The organism is Streptosporangium sp. NPDC049248 (assembly GCF_040678965.1).
Taxonomy (GTDB): Bacteria; Actinomycetota; Actinomycetes; order Streptosporangiales; family Streptosporangiaceae; genus Streptosporangium; species Streptosporangium fukuiense.
The window spans coordinates 275102-295233 of the sequence record NZ_JBFAQY010000008.1 but is presented as its reverse complement, the minus strand read 5'-3'; the positions used below and the strand labels follow the sequence as shown (position 1 = coordinate 295233).

Here is a 20132-nt window from a genome sequence, read left to right as displayed (position 1 = left end):
CAAACAAGAAGGCCGCGGATCCTGGTGCGGATCCGCGGCCTGAAGGCTCTTTCCTCGGTCAGATTATGACCGGAGGATGCCTCCAGGGTTGCGGACCGCGCAGTCCACCGTTTCCGATGTGCTTGGTCGTTGCTGCGTAGCCGCCGCCCACAAGGGTCGGGACAGCCGGGGCCTCTGTCGCCGCGAAGGCGATCGAAGCGGCCTGGCGGTTGGCCTCGACCCAGAAGCGGGCAGGCTTGTCCTGCAGAACCGGGGCTGCCGCGCCACGGGCGAGGGAGACCTGGCTGCCGCAGGGCAGTTCGGTGTTACGGCGCACGGAAGCGAGCCCCATCTGGGACGACATCAGGATGTTCTTCACAGCGGACTCACCTCCATTCGTGGATCGTCGGACAGGAACGTCCGACTTGCTTGACCATGACCCTAAACCCGGGCCACCGGAGCGGGCAACATATTTTCTACCTGCGGCTTTGCGACTATCTCACGCGGATCATCGCTTCCTGCACTACCGACACGGCCAGTTCCCCGGACCGGGTGAACATCTCGCCCTTGGCGAGCCCGCGAGCCGCTCCCGACCACGGGGACTCCTGAGCATAGAGCACCCACTCGTCCACCCGGATGGGGCGGTGGAACCACATCGCGTGGTCCAGCGAGGCGCCGGAGACATTGGAGGCGCCCCAGGCCAGGCCGTGGGCCAGCAGCACGGTGTCGACCAGGGTGAAGTCGGAGGCGTAGGCGGCGAGCACCACGTGCAGCAGCGGGTCGTCGGGCAGCTCCGCCTCATAACGGAACCACACGTTGGTGTTTGAACCCCGAAGCTCCGGGTCGCGATGGGCCTCCCAGGTGAGCGGAGTCACATAGCGGGCGTCCACCGGCCGGGGCCTGGACGCCCACTCACGCATCAGTGAGTTCGTCCCCACGATCTGGAGCATCCGGTCCCGGTAGGACGGCAGTTCCTCAGGACCGATCACCTGGGGCATCGTGGCCGCCTGGTGCTCGACGCCGGTCTCCTGCACGTGGAAGGAGGCCGACATGGTGAATATCGCCTTGCCGTGCTGGATGGCCACCACCCGCCGGGTGGTGAAGGAGCGGCCGTCACGGACCCGCTCCACGTTGTAGACGATCGGGATGGCCGGGTCTCCCGGGCGGATGAAATAGGCGTGCAACGAGTGGACGTCGCGGCCCTCGGGCACCGTTCGCCCCGCGGCGACCAGGGCTTGCGCGGCCACCTGACCGCCGAAGACACGCTGGATACGCTCCTCGGGACTGCGTCCCCTGAAGATGTCGAGCTCGATCTGCTCCAGGTCGAGCAGGTCCAGGAGCTCCTTTAACGCCTCGTTCACGCGCCCTCCGTATGGTGTGCGGTGGAACGGCACAGTTCGAGCACCGCTTCACCGTAACGCTCAAGTTTGACGCGCCCGATTCCCGCGATCGCCAACAGGTCCTGTTCGGAGACCGGCGCCCGCTCGGCGATGGCCTGGAGGGTGACGTCGGTGAAGACCGCCCACTGCGGGAGCTTCTCCTTCTTCGAGACTCCGGTACGCCATGCCTTCAGCGCTTCGAGCAGTGCCTCGTCGTAGTCCGCGGGACAGGCGGCACACCTGCCGAGCTTCTGCTCGGCGGCGGCCATCAGGGTCTTCCCACAGACCCGGCAGCTGATCGGTGCGGCGACCACGCGGCGATCAGCCGCCGCGGGTGTGCGGCTCCGCTGCGTGGCGCGACCGGTCAGCCCGTCCAGGAATCGGGAGGGTTTGCGGGAGCGTCGACCTCCCGGCGAGCGCGCCAGCGCCCACGACACCCCCAGGTGGGCGCGGGCGCGGGTGACGCCCACGTACAGGAGGCGACGTTCCTCCTCGATCTGCTCAGGGGTCTCCGCGTAGATGATCGGCAGCATGCCCTCGGTGACGCCGACAAGGAAGACCGCGTCCCACTCCAGGCCCTTGGCCGCGTGCAGCGAGGCGAGGGTGACCCCCTCGACCGGCGGCGCGTGCTGCTCACTGGCCCGGCGCTCCAGCTCCGCGACGAAGGCGGGCAGGTCCGCGCCCGCGGCGGCGAGGTCCTCGGCGAGGTCGGCCAAGGCCTTCAGCGACTCCCACTTCTCGCGGGCCTTGCCTCCGCCGGGTGGCTCGGGGGTCAGCCCGATGCCGGACAGGATGTGGTGCACGGTCAAGGCGAGCGTGTCGCCGGGCTCGGCGGAGCGTGCGGCGCCGCGCAGCAGCACGACCGCCTGGCGGACCTCGGGACGCTCGAAGAACCGGTCGGCGCCGCGCAGCACGTACGGCAGGCCGGCCTTGCTGAATGCCTGCTCGTACGCCTCGGACTGGGCGTTGACCCGGAACAGCACGGCGATCTCGCGGGTCGGCACACCGCCGGTGACGAGTTTCCGCACCGCCCGCGCCACTCCCTCCGCCTCGGCGGTCTCGTCGTCGTACTCGGCGAAAACCGGTTCGGGGCCGTCCGGACGCTGGGCGATCAGGGCGAGCTTGTGCGGGGTCCTCGCCCTGTCGAGCACCCGGTTGGCCAGGGAGACGACCTGGGGGGTGGAGCGGTAGTCACGGACCAGCTTGATCACGGTGGCGTTGGGGTACTCGACCGAGAAACCCGTCAGGTAGCGGGGTGTGGCCCCGGTGAAGGAGTAGATCGTCTGGTTGGGGTCGCCGACCACGCACAGGTCGTCGCGTCCGCCGAGCCAGGTGTCGAGCAGCAGCTTCTGCAACGGGTTGACGTCCTGGTACTCGTCGACCACGAAGTAGCGGTACTGCCTGCGGATCTCGCCTGCCACCTCGCGGTGCTCGGTCATCACGGCCGCGGTGAGCTCCAGGATGGTCTCGAAGTCGACCAGGTGCCGGTCGCGACGGAGGGTCTCGTACATCTCGTAGAGCCGGGAGACCTCCTCGGCCGGTACGGGCGAGGTCCGGCCGGCCTTCTTCGCGGCCTCCGCGTAGTCTTCGGGGCCGATCTGGGTGACCTTGGCCCACTCGATCTCAGAGGCGATGTCGCGCAGTTCCGAGCGCTCGTGGTTCTTACGCAGGGAGCGGCAGGCGTCGACCAGCAGCGGCAGCTTCGACTCGATCACCCTGGGCGGGTCGCCACCGATGACCCGCGGCCAGAAGTAGGTGAGCTGGCGCAGCGCGGCGGCGTGGAAGGTGCGCGCCTGCACGCCCGGCGCGCCGAGCTGGCGCAACCGCTGCCTGAGCTCACCGGCCGCGCGTGTGGTGAACGTCACCGCCAGCACTCCCTGGGCGTCGACCACCCCGTTGCGGACGGCGTGCGCGATGCGATGGGTGATGGCACGGGTCTTGCCCGTCCCCGCGCCGGCAAGGACGCAGACCGGTCCCCGGACGGCTTCGGCCACCTCACGCTGCTCTGGATCCAGCGCCGCCAGAATGTCGTCGGGCCTCACAGAGCCTCCTTACAAGCAGTCGAACGGACCGGGCCGCAACATCCTCCCAGGCTCTGGCCAAACCTTGCTCATTCTGGCAACATGCCGCCTTCAACCTGTATCGATCACCGAGATGCATAAAGTGCGCCTTTTGCCCCACAATGGGGTGCGACTGGTTCCGGGGAAGGAAGAGGCCCGTGCGAAGTTGGGTAACCGTGGGTGCGCTCGCTCTGGCGGCGGCGATGGTTGGACCCGCGGTGGTGGACACGACCGCGCCTGCATACGCGATCTCAGCACCGACCCGGATCGGCGGCGGGGAGACGGGTAAGGCCACCCCGACGCCGCCTCCGACCCCGTCTCCGTCTCCGTCTCCGTCTCCGAGCACGGAGGCCGCACCGCTGGCCCAGGGCACCCTTGTCGAAACCGTGGCCTACGGCCGGCACGTGCGCCAGCGCATGGACGTCTGGTACCAGCCCGACGAGCTGAAGCGGCCGGGCGTCTTCCTGGTCCACGGCGGCTGGTGGTCCTCGGGTGACAAGAAGTACATGACCGAGGTGAGCCGTAGCTACGCCGAGCAGGGCTACGTGGTCTTCAACATCAACTACCGTCTCTCCGGCGACGCCTCCTGGCCGGCCCAGCGCACCGACACCTTCGGTGCCATCGCCACCGCGCGGCGGCACGCGGCGCGCTGGTCCTTCGACCCGAACAACTACGTGGTCGTCGGCTTCTCCGCCGGAGGCCATCTGGCCACCGCCGTCGGTACCTACAAGAGCCGACTGCCCGGCCTGCGCGGCGTGGTCGGCATCTCTCCGGTGATCTCCCCGCTCACCGCGTACACCGAGGGCATCGACAGCCTCGACCCGAACAAGCGCAAACTGCGTGATTCAGCCATCAAGCTCGCCGGGGGCTGCGAGCCCACCGGCAAGTGCGCCAGGGTGTGGGCCAGCATGGAGGTGCCGTGGCACGCGAGCCGTGGCGACGCGCCCATGCTGATCGTGCACTCGTCGGACGAGTTCGTGTCGGCGGAGCACAGCAAGCAACTCAAGGAGCACCTGCAGCAGGTCGGCGTGCCGGTGACGGTGCTGACCGAGCAGGGCATCGAGCACAGCGCGCCTCTTTACCGGTTGCCCGGCGTGGCGGAGCGGGTCCAGCAGTGGGTCACGGAGAAGCTTCTCACATCGGGAAGATGAAGGACTCTCGCTTTGTTGCCAATGGCGCCGGACATCACATGAGGGGATTTTTCACGACATGGCGCTGACTGTGTACACCACCACCTGGTGCGGCCCCTGCAAGCGGTTGAAGAGCCAGCTCAGCCGCGAGGGCATCTCCTACAACGAGGTCGACATCGAGAGCGATCCGGACGCGGCCACGTTCGTCATGAGCGTCAACAACGGCAACCAGGTCGTGCCCACCGTCGTGGTCGACTCCCCCACCGGCCGGATCGTCAGGACCAACCCCTCGGTGATCGAGGTCAAGCGCATCCTGGCGGGGGCGGGCGTGTAACCGTCCCCCCGCACCACCCGAGCCCCGGTTCCACCGAGAACCGGGGCTCCCACATGCCAGGGCCCCGCATACCGGTACGGGCTCCATCGCGTACGTACCGGCACATGGAGTGCGCCCGCGTCTGCCCCGCCCGGTCAGCCGGCCCTGGCTCGTCGAGGCGGTCGGCACCGTCGTCTGCCGAGCCCGTGCGGTCCCGGCCGCCGGATCCGTCAGCGCCCGTGGCGTACGGCGGACACCACGGCGGCGGGCGCCTTCACCAGTCGCCGGTCAGCGGCGCGCCGTACCAGGTCTCGATGAGCCTGCGGGCGATCGACACCTCCGACGGCAGGCGCACCTCACCGCTCTCCATCGCGGCCAGCAGTTCGGCACGGCTGAACCAGTGGGCCTCGGCGATCTCCTCGGAGTCGAGGACGAACTCCGTCGACGTGGCCCGCGCGAAGAAGCCGAGCATCAGGCTGCGCGGGAACGGCCAGGGCTGGCTGCCCATGTAGCGCGCGTCGGCGACCCGCACGCCGACCTCCTCGGACACCTCGCGCGCCACGGCCTGCTCCAGCGACTCGCCCGGCTCGACGAAACCGGCCAGCACCGACAGCCGCCCCTCGGGCCACTGCGGTCCTCTGGCCAGCAGGCACCTGTCGTCGTCATCGTGGATCAGCATGATCACCGCGGGGTCGACCCGGGGAAAGTGCTGACTGTCGTCCTTGGGACAGACGCGCACATGCCCGCCGGCCCGTACCTCGGTGCGGCTCCCGCACCGGGGACAGTACTCGTGGGTGGAGTGCCACGCCTCCAGGGCGACCGCGTACACCAGCAGTCCGGCGTCCAGATCCCCCAGCAACGATCCCACCTGGCGCAACCCGGCGGTGACGGTCTGCCCCTCACCCAGTTCCGAGGGGTCGAGCGGGGAGACGATCCGGTTGAAGGAACCGGGACGGGTGGCCGGCGACGCCGCCACGGCGAAGTAGGCGATGCCCTCCGCGTCGAGACCGAGCAGGTAACGCTCTCCCTCGGGAGCGTCGGCGGTGGACAGCAGGACCAGCTCCGCGTCTTCGCCGTTGCGCCGGATCAGCGCCTGCCCGTCGTCGACGACCACGACCCTGGTCGCGGCGTCCGCCCAGGCCCGCTCCAGCCACTCGGCGTCACCGCGGAGCACCGCCGACCTGTCGATGGCGCTGCGCGCAAGCAGCAGCGGCCCCAGAAGTCCTTCTTGTGCAGCGATCTCCACGCCGTTCCGCCTCCCCAAACGAGGCACATATTACGCCGCCGGAACACGGAGCCGCATCGGGCCGACGGCGTCACCCCTGGCCGGAGGCCATCCAGAAAAGACCCCATCTTTTGACGACACGGACATATACGGTCAATAGACCGATCATCCCGGCGCGATGATCTCCGTCCCGCTAGGATGCACCGAGTTAGGTTAGCCTTACCTGATATCGGGGGTCCCTGCATTGCGGCTGTACCTCACCGCGCTGAAACCGACAGACTCGGTCACCGACGGCTTCCTCCCGGCGGCACGCGCACTCGGGTGCGAGGTCACGATCCTCACCGACCGGCCGGAACAGTACCGCGACCACGGAGCGGAGGTGCTCCGTTGCGACGTGCGCGACGCGCGGGCGGTGATCGACACCGTCGCGCACCACCGCGTCCCGGACGCGATCTTCTCGAACTCCGACCACATCCAGGCGGAGACCGCGCTCGCCGCCGCCTACTTCGGACTCCCCGGCAAGGACTGGCGGGCCTGTGTCGACACCAAGAACAAGGCGCTCACCCGGCGGCGGCTGGCCGCGGCCGGGGTCGAGACCGTCCGTGCCGCGCGGCTGGCACCGGCCGATCCGCCGGTCGCGGACGTGCCCTTCCCCGCGGTCGTGAAACCGCGCGAGGGCGTGGCCAGCGAGGACGTCGTGCTGGTCCACGACGCGGACGAGCTCGCGGCGGCCGTCCTGTCCATCAGGGACAGGCGGCCGGCCGAGACGCTGGTCGTGGAGGAGTATCTCGACGGCCCCCTGCACACGATGGAGACGCTCGGCGACGGCGAGCGGATCAGGGTGCTCGGCGGTTTCCGCACCACTCTCGGACCGCTGCCGCACTTCGTGGAGGAACGGCTCGACTGGGAGCCGCCTCCCGGCCGCGACCACGTGCTGCGGGCCCTGGAGGCACTCCGGGTGGGGTTCGGGGCCTGCCACACCGAGTACGTGATGACCCCGGCCGGACCGCGGATCGTCGAGGTCAACTACCGGGTGATCGGCGACCACTGCGACTTCCTGCTGGCCGGCCTGCTCCAGGCGCCCCTGTTCGAGCTCGTCCTCGGCACACATCTCGGAATGGGGCCGGCGGACCTCGCCCCGGTGCGGGAGCACGGGACCGCGCTGAGCCTGGTCGCCGATCGCTCGGGTACCGTGGTGGAGGCTCCCGGGACCGTCGTCCCCGCCTCCGGCGACCCGGTCCGGATCTGGCACCGGCCGCTGCGCGCCGTGGGCGATCGGATCGACCGGAGCAACACCAACCGCGACTATCTGGGCATCGTCCGCGCGACCGGGCCCGACCGGGCGGGCGTGGACGCCGCCGTCGCGGCCTTCAGGGCGGAGAACCCGTGGGTGATCGCGTGAGCCGGGGAACCGTGGACGGCTCCGGGATCGGCGGAGGTTCGGTGCGCGGGCGGGAGTCGTACCTCGCCGTCCGGGTGCTGAACGCGCTGCTGCGCGAGGACTACGGTGGCCTGGCCAGGCGGGTGACCCACGGCAAGGACGGCGTCGCGCTGGTCCTGCCCGGGGGCAGGCGGGTGCGGCTGGTCCCCGGCTCGCTGTTCCAGGACTTCGTCGCGGCCCCGCAGGAGGCGCTCTGGCTGTGGGAGGTCCTGCACACGCTGCGGGAGGTCTCCGACCCCGCCGACGCGGCCGGGGTCGAGTCGTTCACCAGGGAGTGCCACGAGGCGCTGCGCGCCCTCGACCTCCACGACCTCCACCGCGAAGAGGTGCTCACCAGACTGGCCGCCACCGCGCACCCCGCCACCACGGGCACGGCGGGAACCGGTGGCGGACGCGACAGCGTGTGGTACGAGACGCTGGCCGCGTTCGTCGATCACCCCGTCTATCCGACGGCCCGGTGCCGGATCGGCCTGTCCGACGAGGAGCTGACCGCGTACGCGCCGGAGTTCGCGCCCGCCTTCGAGCTGCGCTGGGCCGCGGTTCCCCGGGAGCGGCTCACCGGGGCCGAGCTGCCGGGGGCACCCGGGTTCCGTGCCGTCGGGCTGGCGGGGGGTCTGGCCGAGACGCACGCGCTGTTCCCCGTGCACCCGCTGACGGTCCCCCGCGTCGAGGAGATCCCGTGGGCGACCGTGGCCCCTCGGCCGTATCTGAGGGTCAGGCCCACGCTGTCGATGCGCACCGTCGAGATCGCTCCGGGCACGCACCTGAAGCTGCCGCTGACCACCAGTACCCTCGGGCTGCGCAACCGCAGGTCGATCAAGCCCGACACGCTGGCCGACGGGGCGCGGGCCGAGCTGCTGCTGCGGGCCATGCCCGATCCCGAGGTGCTGCTGGCCGACGAGCAGACGTACGGGCACGCCGGGCACGAGTATCTGGGCTGGCTGCTGCGCCGCCAGCCCGCCGGGGAGGTGGTCCCCGTCGCGGCGCTGGCGGCGCCGCTGCCCGGAGGCGGTCTGGTCGTGGAGGGTCTCGCCGGACGACGGTTCGGCGGGGACGTCGCCGCTCTGCTCGCCCGGTACCTGCGGGTGCTGTTCCGCTTCCACGTGCGGCTCTTCGTCAGGTACGGCACCGCGCTCGAGGCCCACCAGCAGAACCTCTCACTGGTGTTCGACACCGAGACCACGGGCGAAGGTGTCATGCGGCTGCTCGTCAAGGACAACGACGGATTGCTGACCTCACCCGGCCTGCTGGGAGGCGCCGGTCTCCCGGTCCCGGACTTCACGGACGCGCGGATGCTGACCGACGACCCGCACGCGCTCGCCGACATGTTCGTGACCATCACCCTGCACCTGGCGGCCGCCGCCGTGGCGTTCGGCGCGCTGCCGTCGCCGCGGGCCTTCGAGCTGGTCCGCGACGCGCTCGCCGGAGCGCTCGACGAGTACGGGGAGGACCCGATGGCCCGGCTGCTGCGGGCCAGGACCCTGGATGCCGCCAGGCTCGTCGGCAAGTCGATGGTCACCGCCGGAACCCTGGTGGACAAGGCGCGCACCGGCGCACGGGATGTGAACAAGTTCTACGGCACGAGCGGGCCGAACTACCTCCGCCAGCAGCCCCAGGCCACACCGGCCGCGACCACCGGAAGGACGCCATGACCAGCCTCGCCCTCGACTCCCCCGCAGCCGTCGCCGAGGAGGCTTCACTGGCGGCGCTGCTGCGCTGCTGCGTGCGGGAGATCTCGGGACCTCGCGGGCAGGTCAGGCACGACCAGCCGTACGTGCTGCTGCGTGTCGCGGACACCCTGCTGCGGGCCCGCGCGCACGGCGGGCTCGCGCTGCGCTTCGAGGGGCGGGCCGAGTGGCTGGAGAACGACTCCTGGCAGCCGCTCTCGGCGGACCGGCTCGTCCGGCTGGTGGAGGCCGAGCTCGGTGAGGGCAACGACGAGTTCGCCGCCCAGGTGGCCGCGAGCAGGGACGCCATGGTGACGCTGCTCGCGGCTCGGCGGGACGCGCCTCCCCCCGCCGACCCGTGGCTGGCCTCGGAGCAGGCGCTGGTCTTCGGGCACCCGTTCCACCCCAGTCCGAAGGCACGCGGCGGCGCGGGCTGGCTGCGCTACGCGCCCGAGGCGCACGCGAGCTTCCCGCTGCGACTGCTCGGGGTCAGGGACGACGTGCTGGCGGAGGCGGGCGAGGTCGGCTCGCTCGACGCGCTCGGCGCGGCGCCGCCCGGTTACTCGCTGCTGCCCGCGCACCCGTGGCAGCTGGAGCTGCTCTCGGCCGACCTGGCCGCACCACTGGCCGACGGCCGGCTGCTCGATCTGGGAAACGGCGCCCGGATGGCGGTTCCCACCTCGTCGGTCCGTACCGTCTACGAGCCGTTGATCGACCGATGCCTGAAGTTCAGCCTGGACGTGCGGATCACCAACTGCCTGCGGAAGAACTCCTGGTACGAGCTGGCGGGCGCGGTCGAGCTGAGCCGCCGCCTCGGGCCGGTGTTCGCGGAGCTGTCCGCGACCTTCCCCGGCACCCGCTGGCTGCCCGAGCCCGGCTACCGCTCCGCCGAGCTGGGCACCCGGCTGCTCGAGGGACTCGGCGTCATCGTCCGGGTCAGCCCGTGGTCGGTCTGCAGGCCCGGGGTGACCCCCCTGCTGAGCGGCGCGCTGGCCGCCGGGCGGCAGGTGACGGCCGCCGACCCGGTGCGCTGGTGGCGGGCGTACGTGGAGCGGGTGGCGCTGCCGGTGCTCGACGCCTACCTCGGCCACGGCGTGGTGCTCGAACCTCACCTGCAGAACGTGCTGATCGGGGTGGACGCGGAGGGACTCCCGGTGGAGGCGGTCTTCCGCGACATGGAGGGCACGAAGCTCGTCGCCGGACGGCACGACCTGTCCGGCCTGCCGGCCCGGGTCGCCGAGGCCCTCACCTACGACGCGGAGGCCGGCTGGAGCCGGGTGGTCTACTGCCTGATGGTCAACCATCTCGCCGAGATCGCCGCCTCCCTTTCCGGGGCCGGGCCCGCGCGGGAGCTGTGGGCGGTGGCCGGGCAGGTCCTGGCGGGGTACGCGGAGTCGCGGGGGTGGCCCCGGCCATTGTCGGATCCACTGTCGGACCTGCTGGCGGGGGCGCCGCTGCCGGCCAAGGCCAACCTGTCGGTCAGGTGGGCGCGGTCGGCGGACCGCGCCGCGGGGTACGTGCCGGTCGCCAACCCGCTGGCCGCGCTCTGAGCGAGTGCCGCCCCGGAGGAGCCGGCTCCCGGCGTGACAGCGGGGAGCCGGATCCTCCGGGCGTGCCTATCGGGGGTAGACCTCCAGCTCGTAGAGGGAGTAGCCGTACGTCGTCCCGCGCGTGACGCCCTGCATGCGGACGTGGCGGGCGGTGGTCGGGGTGAACGTCACGTTGTCCACACCGCCGTTTCCGGTGGTGGTGGAGTAGACGGTGGCCCAGGTGGAGCCGTCGGTCGAGGTCTGGATCGAGTACGCGGCCCCGTAGGCCGCCTCCCAGCGCAGGATGACCCTGCCCACGGTCGTGGCGGAACCGAGGTCGACCTGGAGGTACTGGTTGTCGCTGGACGAGCTCGACCAGCGGGTCGTCGGGTTGCCGTCAACGCCCCTGCTCGCCGGGTAGGAGGAGGACTGGTTGCTCGACGACCTGGCCGTCCGCCCCTCCGCCAGGTTGGTGATCGCGTCGCCCCTGCGGGCCGGGAAGGACAACACCTGCTGGTAGGTCGGCCGGTTCTGCCAGGAGATCAGCGAGTGCGTGATCCCGCCGAGCGGCGACTGCTCGACGGCGTCGGCGCACCACTGGTTGCCCGCCGCGCACACGTCGTCTCCCGGGTAGGTCGTCGCCGCGGGCTCGGCGAGCGCCTCCGACAGGCTGTTCAGCAGGACGGTGCGGCAGCCCGCCACCGTGCCGTCGCCGCAGTACTTGGCGGGCAGCGGGCCGGAGACCTGGTCACCGAGCACGTTCCTGACGTCCTTGCTCACATAGCCCCACCAGCCGTACTGGAAGGCCGAGCCCTTGTGCGTCTGCGCCCCGTTCGCGGAGGTGGGCAGGCTGGACCTGTCGCCCTGCTGGAGACCCGAGGGAGACTCGTTGATCTGCAGGGTGTCGACCAGCGACTGGTACAGACCGTCTCCCAGCCCCGGCTTGAACTGCGCACGGACCAGCTTGGGCCACCACGCGTCGAACGCGCGGATCGCGTCGGCATGGGCGTACGCCTTGCTGCCCTGCGAGGTCTCCAGCCGCTTGGAGCCCGAGGTGCTCCAGGCGGAGAGCTTGGTGACCGCCGAGGCGAGGGCCGGGTCGGTGACGGCGGCGCTGTTGATCACCCGGAGCAGGTCGGGCAGCACCTTCCTGCCCCGCAGGTCGGTCACGCCGGCCTCGGCCATGATCTTCGCGGTGCCGGCCCGGTCGAGCTTGCCGCCTCCGGCCAGGGCCGCCTTGACCGGGGCGTCCAGCAGGTCGGCCCGGTGCACCGGCCCGAAGCTGAAGTTGCCGTCCGCGGCGCCGTAGTCCTTGGCCTGCTTGTTGTTCCAGCTGACGAAGTAGTCCTGGTTGACCGCCTGCGGGTGGGTGGCGGCGGCGGTGTAGGTCGCGGTGTTGGTCGCCGGGTCGTAGCCCGCCCACTCGTGGGCCGCGTCGGCGACCATCGGCAGGTTCGGGTCGGAGACCGAGGACCTGACCGGGGTGTTGCCCGACATGAAGTACGCCGAGTCGGTGGAGTTGACGTAGAACCAGTTGAACGCGAAGCCGATGGTGGCGGCCGAGTTCTTGAAGGCCGTCGCGTCGCCCATGGTGGCCGGGTCGTTGAACATCTGGAAGCCGATCGCCGAGTCGACCTCGTGGTGGTACGTCGACCGCAGCGCGGTGAAGGCGGTGGGCTGCCCGCCGACCGTGCCGCGCCAGCTCACCAGCCCGTACTTGGTGCGCTGTATCACCAGGTCGTACGAGCCGGCGGGGGTGGAGTCGGCGACCGTGGGCTTCCAGGAGTTGGTCTTGCGCAGCGTCTCCATCGCGGTGCAGACGCCCCGGTAGAGGTAGTGGTTCGACGCGACGGTGGCCGCGCCGCCGCCGGGCTCGCAGAGCTGTAGGGCGTAGGTGTCGGTGATGTCCTGGCCGCTGGAGGTCGCGCTCCAGGCGTAGTCGGTGCCCCGGCCGAGCAGCACGTACAGGTTGAGACCGGCGAAGGCCGCGCCGCGCGCCCGGATGCCGGGTCCGGAGAGCTCCTGGAGCATCAGCAGCTGGGGGGCGAAGTAGCCGGTCTGCGGGCCGAACACCGCGACCGGGTGCCCGGTCTTCGACTTGGCCGCCGAGACCACCACGGCGTTGGACATGCCGGGCTGGGAGTTGTCGACGAGCAGCCCGTCCAGCATGCCCTTGGCGGTCAGGGCCGAGGCCGGGGTGGTGGCCGAGCCCTTCTTGTTCTCGACGATGTTCACCGGTGCGGTGGACGGGTCGGGGAGGACGACCCCGGTGGCCCCGGCGGGCGCGGCCCCGGACGGGAAGCTCTGGCCGTTGTGCAGGGTGAGCGTCGTCTCCGGGTCGTTCTGCGCGCGGAACGCCGCCCAGACCTGGTCGCCGACCGCCGTGCCGTACTTGGCGCGGGACGCGACCCGGACCAGTGCGGACTGCATCTCCGCGCCGCCGCCACCGCCGAACAGGCCGCCGATGACACCGGAGATCGCCACCAGGTCGGTCATGGTGAACTTCACCGGACCGCCCGCGTTGGTGATCGCGTCCATGTGCCCGGTCAGCACGTACTCACCGGGGCAGTCCCGGTTCGCCATGCAGGTGTCGATGTAGGCGTTGACGCCGGCTATGTAGTGCTCGACGTCGGTGTAGAGCTGCGCGCCCCGGGGGCTCGCGTTCCTCAGCCTGGTGATCTGCGCCTGCAGGTCCGCCTCGGTGTACGGGGCGTTGCGCCAGGCGCTCTGCTCCAGCTCCCGGTTGCCCGGCGCGCCCCCGGCGAACGAGGTCAGCTCGCCCCGGCCGACGTGCCGCATCAGGTCCATCACCCAGAGGCGGTTCTGCGCGCCCGCGTACCCGGCGCCGAACATCGTGCCCTCGCGGGTGGTCCCGGTGATGTGCGGGGTGCCGGTCGCCTTGTCCCGGACGATCGTCACGTCCGAGCGAGGGCTGATGGTGCTCTCCACCTGCCCCTCCGGGACACCGAACGAGGCGTCGTTGAAGAAGCCGGCGATCTGGTCGTCTGTCAGGCCGGTGTAGCCGGAGAGGAGGTTGGCGTACTTGCCGAGCTGGTCGTCACTGTGCTTGGGCTTCGTCCCCAGTGACTGGTGGGCGAGGATCCCGGCCAGGGTCGCGTTGCCGTTCTGGCCCGGGGGCAGGATGTCCGCGCACTCGCCGAGGCAGTAGTCGTCGGGAGGGTAGGCCGCCGCGGCGGTGACCGCGGACGTCGGTACGGATGCGGATGCCGGTACGAGGGGGGATGTCAGCGCGAGGGCCATCAGCAGCGCGGAGGCCGCCGTGATCGTCCGCCTGAGGCGTGCATGCATAGGAGAGTCCCTAAAACATGAGGCGTACTCGGATGTTGAGAGGAACATACGTTCCCGACCAACAGCGAATCAATGGCCGATGTGATAATCGTCGGCTCCGGTTCATGACTGGCCGTCAGTGCTGCCGGTCGGAGCCGGGGACGCCGTCATCGCCGGATCACGAGTGCCAGCGGCGTTCGGCGGGAGGCAGCAGGAGCACCTCCAGGACGCGGGCGCAGGCACGGGCCTGCTTGACGAACCAGGGGATCCGCGTGTCACCGATGAGCCGGGGCGTGGCCCGTACCGCGAGGGCGTAGCGGGCGTGGTCGGCGCGGTCCAGCACGGGGACCGCGACGGTGCGGACGCCCTCCGAGGACTCTCCGTCGTTGAGCGCGTGGCCGCTCTGGCGCACCTGGTCCAGCTCGGCACGGAGGGCGGCATGATCGATGATCGTCCGCTGGGTCTGGGCCTGGAGCGGGCCGAGCGCGGCGAGGTCGCCGTTCCCCGGCGGCGCCCAGGCGAGCAGGACCTTGCCGAGCGCCGTCGAGTGGAGCGGGCGGTGCAGGCCGATTCCCCGATCGGGGTTGAGGGACCCTCCGACCAGGATGACCGCGTGCGGGCCGTTGCGGACCGCCAGATCCACGGTGGCCGAGGTGACCCGGGCGAGTTGCCCCAGCTCGGGGGCGACCTTGTGCAGGCCGCGCCGATGGAAGGAGAGCTGGCCCAGTTCGGTGATCGAAGGGCCCAGCCGGTAGCAGGCGGTCTCGACGTCCTGCTCCAGGAATCCGGTGTCGAGCAGGCTGCGAGCCAGCCGGTGCGCGGTGGAGGTGGACAGGCCCGTCCGCCGGGCGAGCTCCGAGACGGTCAGCGCGGGCTCGCCCTCGCGGAAGCAGTTGAGTATCCCGACCGCCCGCAGGACCGACTGGACACCGTCCGCGCGACTCGATGCCGCCATACGGGAATCTCCTTCTCTCCGATAGGGAGGGATATGAGCAGGTAGAAGCAGTTGAAGGGGAAAAGGCATCCCGCATCGCGGGACATACTTTGCATTTCCTACCAATTTACTAGCAAACTCTTCCGCATGACCACAGCCGCACCAGACACGATCTGGTTCACCCGGTGTCCGGTGCCCACCGCGACCGGTGTCGCCGCCGACCAGGGCTGGCTCACCGAGGAGTTCGCACCCGACGGGATCGGCGTCCGGTCCCTGCAGGACGCGACGGCCGACGTCTCCGCCGACCACCACTTCACCCACGAGCTGACCGGCCTGTTCCGCGAGGGCGGGAACGTCCCCGCGCTCTGGGCCCGCTCGCGCGGCGAGGCCACCCGGCTCATCGGCCTGACCTGGATCGAGGAGCGCCAGGTCATCCTGGTCCGCGGCGGCAGTGGTCTGCAGAGCCCGGAGCAGCTCAAGGGGCTACGTCTGGCCGTCCCCCGGCACCGCCTCGCCATCGACTTCTGGCGGGCCATGGCGCTGCAGGGCTTCCGGGGTGCACTCTCCCTGGCCGGACTCGACCTGGGCGACGCGGACCCGGTGGACGTCGAGGCCACCCCGGGCGGCGGGCAGTGGGAGGCCGAGCTGGCCGCCCTGGCCCGCGGCGAGGTCGACGCGGTCTACGTCAAGGGCGCGCTCGCCGTCGAGGCGGCCCTGCGCCACAGCGCCGAGGTGGCGGTCGACCTCGACGCCGTTCCCGACCGGCGCGCGCGAATCAACAACGGGACGCCGCGCCCCATCACCGTCCACCAGCGGCTGCTCGACGAGCGCCCCGACCTGGTCACCCGGTTCCTCGCGGTGCTGCTGCGGGCGGCCGACTGGGCCGCGGACCACCCGGCCGACGTCACCAGGATCCTGGGCGCCGAGACCGGCGCGGGCTCGGCGGGAGTGGCCGGCGCCTACCACTCCGGCGCCTCCCTCCACTTCGACCTGTCCGCGGAGCGCCTGGAGTTGCTCGCCGAGCAGGAGCGGTTCCTGCGCGGCCACGGCTTCCTGGAGTCGGCGGTGGACGTCACCACCTGGGCCGACCACACCCCGCTCGCCAATGCCCGATCCCACGGAGAATCCCATGCGTAGACTCGCCCTGGCCGCCGCGCTCCCCCTCGCCCTGCTGGTCGCGTGCGGCACCACTCCCTCGGCGGACACCTCGGCCGCCGCCGCGCCGGACGCCAAGACCGAGCCGGTGGTGGTGCGGATCTCCGATCCGGGCAACAGCGGCTTCCTGGCGGTGGCGAAGAAGGACGGCAGCCTCGACGCCGCCCTGGCCAAGGTGAACGCGAAGGTCCAGTGGGCCGGCGACTTCTCCGTCTTCGCTCCGGCGGCGCAGGCCATCAACGCCGGGTCGCTCGACATCGCCGTCGGCTCGATCACCTCGGGCGTCACGGCGCTGGCCGTCAAGCCCAGCTTCAAGATCTTCGCCACCGTCCCGCCGGACCTCGCGGGCGAGGGGATCGTGGTCAAGAAGGACTCCCCGATCAGGTCCGTGGCCGACCTCGCCGGACACACCGTGGCGGTCGGCCACGGCGGCACCAGCGAGTACCTGCTCCTCAAGGCACTGCAGACGTTCAACGTGCCGGTCGAGAAGGTCAAGCGGGTCTACCTGGCCCCGCCGCAGACGGCGCCGGTCTTCGGCTCCGGCAAGGTGGACGCCTGGTCGACCTTCTCCACCTTCCTCATCCCGGCCGTGACCAGCCTGGACGCCCGCATCCTGGCCAGCGGGGCGGAGATCGAGTCGGACAACTACGTCATCTACGTCGCCGCCAACACCCTGATCGACAAGCACCCCGAGGTGCTGAAGGCGCTGTACGCGTTCATCGAGGAGGGCACCGCCAAGGAGAACGCCGACCCGGCGGCCTACCTCAACGTCTTCACCTCCGCCGGGCCGCAGGCCGTGACCGGCGCCCAGCAGGACCTGGTGGTCCAGATCCAGAAGCAGGGCAAGCCCGCCCAGCCGGTGACCGCCACCGAGATCGCCAAGTACCAGGAGGTCGCCACGTTCTTCCTCGACCAGAAGGTCCTCACCGCCCCGCTGGACGTCTCCCAGTACGTCGTCGACGTCACCGCACTGCCGGACGCGGCCTCATGACGGTCCTGACCGGACAGGAAACGGCGGGGCTCGTCCCGCCGGACCCGCCCAGGAACACCGGCCGCCATCCGGCGGCGAGCCTGACCCTGCGCGTCCTCGGCCCGGTCCTGCTCGTCGGGCTCTGGTACGCGGGAACCGCATCAGGGGTGATCACCCCGGACGTGCTGGCCGGTCCGCAGGAGGTGGCCGGCACCTTCGGCGAACTGTGGGCCGACGGGCAGATGCAGGAGGCACTGGGCGTCTCGCTCACCCGCGCCGGCCTCGGCCTGCTGCTCGGCGCCTCCGCCGGGCTGGTCATCGGGGTGCTGTCCGGGCTGAGCAGGCTCGGCGAGGAGCTTCTCGACTCCTCCATGCAGGCGCTGCGTGCCATCCCGTTCCTGGCGCTGACCTCGCTGTTCATGGTCTGGTTCGGGATCGAGGAGACCTCCAAGATCCTGCTGATCAGCGTGGCCTGCACCTTCCCGATGTACATCAACGTCTCCAGCGGGGTGCGCAACGTCGACCGCAAGGTCGTGGAGGCCGCCCGCTCGTTCGGGCTCGGCCGCCTCGCTCTCGCCAGGGAGGTGGTGCTGCCGGGCGCGCTGCCCTCGATCTTCGCCGGGCTGCGGCTGTCGACCACGCTCAGCGTGGTCGCGCTGATCGCCGCCGAGGAGATCAACGTCACCGCCGGTCTGGGGTACCTGATGGCCAGGGCCACCGACTACCTGCGCACCGACATCCTCGCCCTCTGCGTCATCCTCTACGCGCTGATCGGGCTGACCGCCGACGTCATCCTCCGGCTGGCCGAGCGGTTCACCATGCCATGGCGGAAGGCGGTGGCGGCCCGATGAGCCTGGCCGTACAGACCACGGACCTGCGCAGGGTCTTCGGTGACCGCGCCGTACTGGACGGGATCGACCTGCGGGTACGGCGCGGTGAGTTCCTCGCGCTGCTCGGTGCCAGCGGCACCGGCAAGACGACGCTGCTGCGGATCCTCGCCGGGCTGGACGCCGCCACGAGCGGGACCGTGCTGGTCCCGCCGGTGCGGACCGTCGTCTTCCAGGAGCCTCGGCTGATCCCCTCCAAGCGCGCGCTGGCCAACGTGATCCTCGGGCAGGGCCGCGGCGCCCGCGCCAAGGGCCTGGCGGCACTCGCCGAGGTGGGCCTGAGCGGCCACGCCGACGCCTGGCCCGCGACACTGTCCGGCGGCGAGGCGCAGCGGGTCGCGCTGGCCCGCGCCCTGGTCCGCGAGCCCGAACTGCTGCTGCTCGACGAGCCGTTCGCCGCGCTCGACGCGCTGACCAGGCTGCACATGCAGGACCTGATCGCCGAACTGTGCGCCAGGCATCGCCCCGCCGTGGTGCTGGTCACCCACGACGTCGAGGAGGCCATCCTGCTCGCCGACCGGATCATCGTGCTCCGCGACGGCGCGTTCGTCACCGACCTGACCGTCGAGCTGGACCGCCCCCGCGACCGGGTGGACGGCGACTTCGTGGCGCTCCGCCGCCGCCTGCTCGCCGACCTCGGGGTCTCCGCCAAGGAGCCCGGACACGTGGGAGTGGCGCGGTGAGCACGGAGAAAGCCGCGCTGAACTGGATCGGTGCGAACGAGCCCGTGCTGACCGGCCTGTCGGACACCATCTGGTCGTACGCCGAACCGTCGCTCCGCGAGTGGCGCTCGGCATCGGCCACCGCGGACCTGCTCCGCTCGTACGGCTTCGCGATCGAGTGGGGCACCGCCGGATTCCCCGCGGCCTTCGTCGCCACCCGCGGCGGGCGCGGCCCCGTGCTCGGGTTCAACGTGGAGTACGACGCGCTGCCCGGCCTGTCCCAGCGCGCGGGCGTGCCGTACCACGACCCGATCGGCTACGCGGGCGACCCGCTCTACGGCCCCGGGTACGGTCCGGGGCACGGCTGCGGGCACAACGCGCTGGCGGCGGCGTCGGCGGGCGCGGCCATCGCCGCCGCCGTCGCGCTCGGCGACCGCGCGACCGTGCGGGTCTTTGCCTCCACCGGCGAGGAACAACTGGTCGGCAAGGCGTACGCGGTACGCGACGGCGCCTACGACGGGCTCGACGTCTTCCTGGACTGGCATCCGGCCCCTGTCACGGCGACCGGTTGGGACGTCACCAGCGCGCTGATCTCCGGGACCTTCACCTTCCTCGGCTCGGCCGGGCACGGGTCCGACCCACTGGGCACCAGGAGCGGCCTGGACGGCGCCCTGCTGCTGACCACCATGATCGAGCACCTGCGCGCCGCGAACGTCTCGCCGTCCGGCCGGGTGAGCTACACCCTCAGCGGGGGCGGCGCCCCGAACGTGACACCCGACGTGCAGACGGTCTGGGTCTACGTCCGCGAGGCGACCCACGAACGCGCCAGGACCCTGTACGACAAGGTCGTCGAGTGCGCCGGGGCGGCCGCCACGGCCGGCCGGACCCGGCTGGAGCACCGCCTGGTGACCGCGATCCGGCAGGGGCTCGGCAACCGGGCCGGGGCCGAGCTGCTGCATCACACCATGTCCGAGCTGGGTCCCGCCCGGTTCACCGACTCAGACCACGAGTTCGCCCTCCGTCTCCAGGCCGCGATCGGCAGGCCGCGGATCGGGCTCGCGGCCGGGATCGCACCGCTCACCCCGCCGCCGGAGACCGACCTCGGCGGCCCGTCCAGCGACACCTCCGAGGTCGGCTGGCAGGCCCCGCACCTCAGCCTGGTCGCCCCCGTGGTGCCGCTCGGCGTACCGCTCCACTCCTGGGCGGCCACCGCGTCGACCGGCACGAACATCGCCCACCAGGGACTGCTGGCCGCCGCCCGCTACCTGGCGGCCGGCGCGGTCGCCCTGGTCGAGCAACCGGAGACGCTGGCGGCGATCCGGGACGAGTTCGACGCGCGGGAACCCTGGCACAGCCTGCTGCCCGCCGACGCGACTCCCCCGCGCTACCCACCGCCGCCCGAGTTCCTGAAGGAGACCGGGCAGGAGTTCACCCTCCCCGCGCGGCCCTTTCCCGTCTCCACCGAGCCTCTAGGAAAGATCTGACATGGCTGTCCCATCGATTCCGGCCAGTC

16 protein-coding genes are annotated in these 20132 nt (G+C 71.1%); 10 read left to right on the top strand and 6 right to left on the bottom strand.

The features are described from left to right. Positions 1 to 58 precede the first annotated feature (58 nt). From AB0K21_RS18170 to AB0K21_RS18160, 3 genes are all read right to left on the bottom strand, one after another. Complete coding sequence (locus tag AB0K21_RS18170) at positions 59 to 358, bottom strand: hypothetical protein (RefSeq protein ID WP_343977313.1); 300 nt, start codon at positions 356 to 358, stop codon at positions 59 to 61. A gap of 115 nt (positions 359 to 473) precedes the next feature. Further along, positions 474 to 1340 (bottom strand): acyl-CoA thioesterase II, encoded by an 867-nt coding sequence (gene tesB / locus AB0K21_RS18165; protein ID WP_343977317.1) that lies wholly within the window; start codon positions 1338 to 1340, stop codon positions 474 to 476. Then, positions 1337 to 3400 (bottom strand): ATP-dependent DNA helicase UvrD2, encoded by a 2064-nt coding sequence (locus AB0K21_RS18160; RefSeq protein ID WP_343977320.1) that lies wholly within the window; start codon positions 3398 to 3400, stop codon positions 1337 to 1339. Before AB0K21_RS18160 ends, tesB begins: the two co-directional genes overlap by 4 nt. A 176-nt stretch (positions 3401 to 3576) precedes the next feature. Here AB0K21_RS18160 and AB0K21_RS18155 point away from each other — a divergent pair, with 176 nt between their 5' ends. Then, positions 3577 to 4569, top strand: coding sequence for an alpha/beta hydrolase (locus tag AB0K21_RS18155; protein ID WP_364151205.1), 993 nt, complete (start codon positions 3577 to 3579; stop codon positions 4567 to 4569). 58 nt (positions 4570 to 4627) lie between these two features. Next, a complete protein-coding gene (locus tag AB0K21_RS18150; protein ID WP_343977326.1) occupies positions 4628 to 4882 on the top strand; it encodes a mycoredoxin in 255 nt (84 codons plus the stop codon). Between the two features lie 253 nt (positions 4883 to 5135). Here the strand turns inward: AB0K21_RS18150 and nudC are convergent, their stop codons facing one another. After that, the gene (gene nudC, locus AB0K21_RS18145; RefSeq protein WP_364151201.1) at positions 5136 to 6107 is read right to left on the bottom strand and encodes an NAD(+) diphosphatase; all 972 of its coding nucleotides are present in this window, start codon (positions 6105 to 6107) and stop codon (positions 5136 to 5138) included. Between the two features lie 223 nt (positions 6108 to 6330). Between nudC and AB0K21_RS18140 the strand changes: the two genes are divergently transcribed. The 3 genes from AB0K21_RS18140 to AB0K21_RS18130 are packed head-to-tail and all read left to right on the top strand — an operon-like array spanning position 6331 to position 10744. Continuing rightward, positions 6331 to 7488: a siderophore biosynthesis protein gene (locus tag AB0K21_RS18140; RefSeq protein WP_343977331.1), complete on the top strand. Its 1158-nt coding sequence runs from the start codon at positions 6331 to 6333 to the stop codon at positions 7486 to 7488. Next, positions 7473 to 9179, top strand: a complete 1707-nt coding sequence (locus tag AB0K21_RS18135; RefSeq protein ID WP_364151197.1) for an IucA/IucC family protein — start codon at positions 7473 to 7475, stop codon at positions 9177 to 9179. Before AB0K21_RS18140 ends, AB0K21_RS18135 begins: the two co-directional genes overlap by 16 nt. After that, complete coding sequence (locus tag AB0K21_RS18130) at positions 9176 to 10744, top strand: IucA/IucC family protein (RefSeq protein WP_343977337.1); 1569 nt, start codon at positions 9176 to 9178, stop codon at positions 10742 to 10744. Before AB0K21_RS18135 ends, AB0K21_RS18130 begins: the two co-directional genes overlap by 4 nt. A gap of 66 nt (positions 10745 to 10810) precedes the next feature. On the opposite strand, the gene AB0K21_RS18125 is transcribed toward AB0K21_RS18130, so the two are convergent. Both AB0K21_RS18125 and AB0K21_RS18120 read right to left on the bottom strand, forming a co-directional pair. Further along, a complete protein-coding gene (locus AB0K21_RS18125) occupies positions 10811 to 14032 on the bottom strand; it encodes a penicillin acylase family protein (RefSeq protein WP_343977340.1) in 3222 nt (1073 codons plus the stop codon). Between the two features lie 157 nt (positions 14033 to 14189). Then, positions 14190 to 14966, bottom strand: a complete 777-nt coding sequence (locus AB0K21_RS18120; protein ID WP_343977343.1) for an IclR family transcriptional regulator — start codon at positions 14964 to 14966, stop codon at positions 14190 to 14192. Between the two features lie 126 nt (positions 14967 to 15092). On the opposite strand from AB0K21_RS18120, the gene AB0K21_RS18115 reads away from it, so the two are divergent. The 5 genes from AB0K21_RS18115 to AB0K21_RS18095 are packed head-to-tail and all read left to right on the top strand — an operon-like array spanning position 15093 to position 20103. Further along, a complete protein-coding gene (locus tag AB0K21_RS18115; protein WP_343977345.1) occupies positions 15093 to 16082 on the top strand; it encodes an ABC transporter substrate-binding protein in 990 nt (329 codons plus the stop codon). Then, positions 16075 to 17091 carry an ABC transporter substrate-binding protein gene (locus AB0K21_RS18110; protein WP_364151190.1) on the top strand — a complete coding sequence of 339 codons (1017 nt, stop codon included), beginning with the start codon at positions 16075 to 16077 and terminating at the stop codon, positions 17089 to 17091. The genes AB0K21_RS18115 and AB0K21_RS18110 overlap by 8 nt, the downstream gene beginning before the upstream one ends. Continuing rightward, complete coding sequence (locus AB0K21_RS18105; protein WP_343977351.1) at positions 17088 to 17921, top strand: ABC transporter permease; 834 nt, start codon at positions 17088 to 17090, stop codon at positions 17919 to 17921. The genes AB0K21_RS18110 and AB0K21_RS18105 overlap by 4 nt, the downstream gene beginning before the upstream one ends. Next, positions 17918 to 18640, top strand: a complete 723-nt coding sequence (locus AB0K21_RS18100) for an ABC transporter ATP-binding protein (RefSeq protein WP_364151186.1) — start codon at positions 17918 to 17920, stop codon at positions 18638 to 18640. The genes AB0K21_RS18105 and AB0K21_RS18100 overlap by 4 nt, the downstream gene beginning before the upstream one ends. After that, positions 18637 to 20103: a hypothetical protein gene (locus tag AB0K21_RS18095; RefSeq protein WP_364151183.1), complete on the top strand. Its 1467-nt coding sequence runs from the start codon at positions 18637 to 18639 to the stop codon at positions 20101 to 20103. The genes AB0K21_RS18100 and AB0K21_RS18095 overlap by 4 nt, the downstream gene beginning before the upstream one ends. The last annotated feature ends 29 nt before the right edge of the window (positions 20104 to 20132 follow it).

What these genes read in the sequence shown, in the direction of transcription:
- AB0K21_RS18125 (WP_343977340.1), bottom strand. Translation starts at nt 14,032, where the DNA reads ATGCATGCACGCCTCAGGCGGACGATCACGGCGGCCTCCGCGCTGCTG.
- AB0K21_RS18150 (WP_343977326.1), top strand. Translation starts at nt 4,628, where the DNA reads ATGGCGCTGACTGTGTACACCACCACCTGGTGCGGCCCCTGCAAGCGG.
- AB0K21_RS18120 (WP_343977343.1), bottom strand. Translation starts at nt 14,966, where the DNA reads ATGGCGGCATCGAGTCGCGCGGACGGTGTCCAGTCGGTCCTGCGGGCG.
- AB0K21_RS18105 (WP_343977351.1), top strand. Translation starts at nt 17,088, where the DNA reads ATGACGGTCCTGACCGGACAGGAAACGGCGGGGCTCGTCCCGCCGGAC.
- AB0K21_RS18130 (WP_343977337.1), top strand. Translation starts at nt 9,176, where the DNA reads ATGACCAGCCTCGCCCTCGACTCCCCCGCAGCCGTCGCCGAGGAGGCT.
- AB0K21_RS18110 (WP_364151190.1), top strand. Translation starts at nt 16,075, where the DNA reads ATGCGTAGACTCGCCCTGGCCGCCGCGCTCCCCCTCGCCCTGCTGGTC.
- AB0K21_RS18100 (WP_364151186.1), top strand. Translation starts at nt 17,918, where the DNA reads ATGAGCCTGGCCGTACAGACCACGGACCTGCGCAGGGTCTTCGGTGAC.
- AB0K21_RS18115 (WP_343977345.1), top strand. Translation starts at nt 15,093, where the DNA reads ATGACCACAGCCGCACCAGACACGATCTGGTTCACCCGGTGTCCGGTG.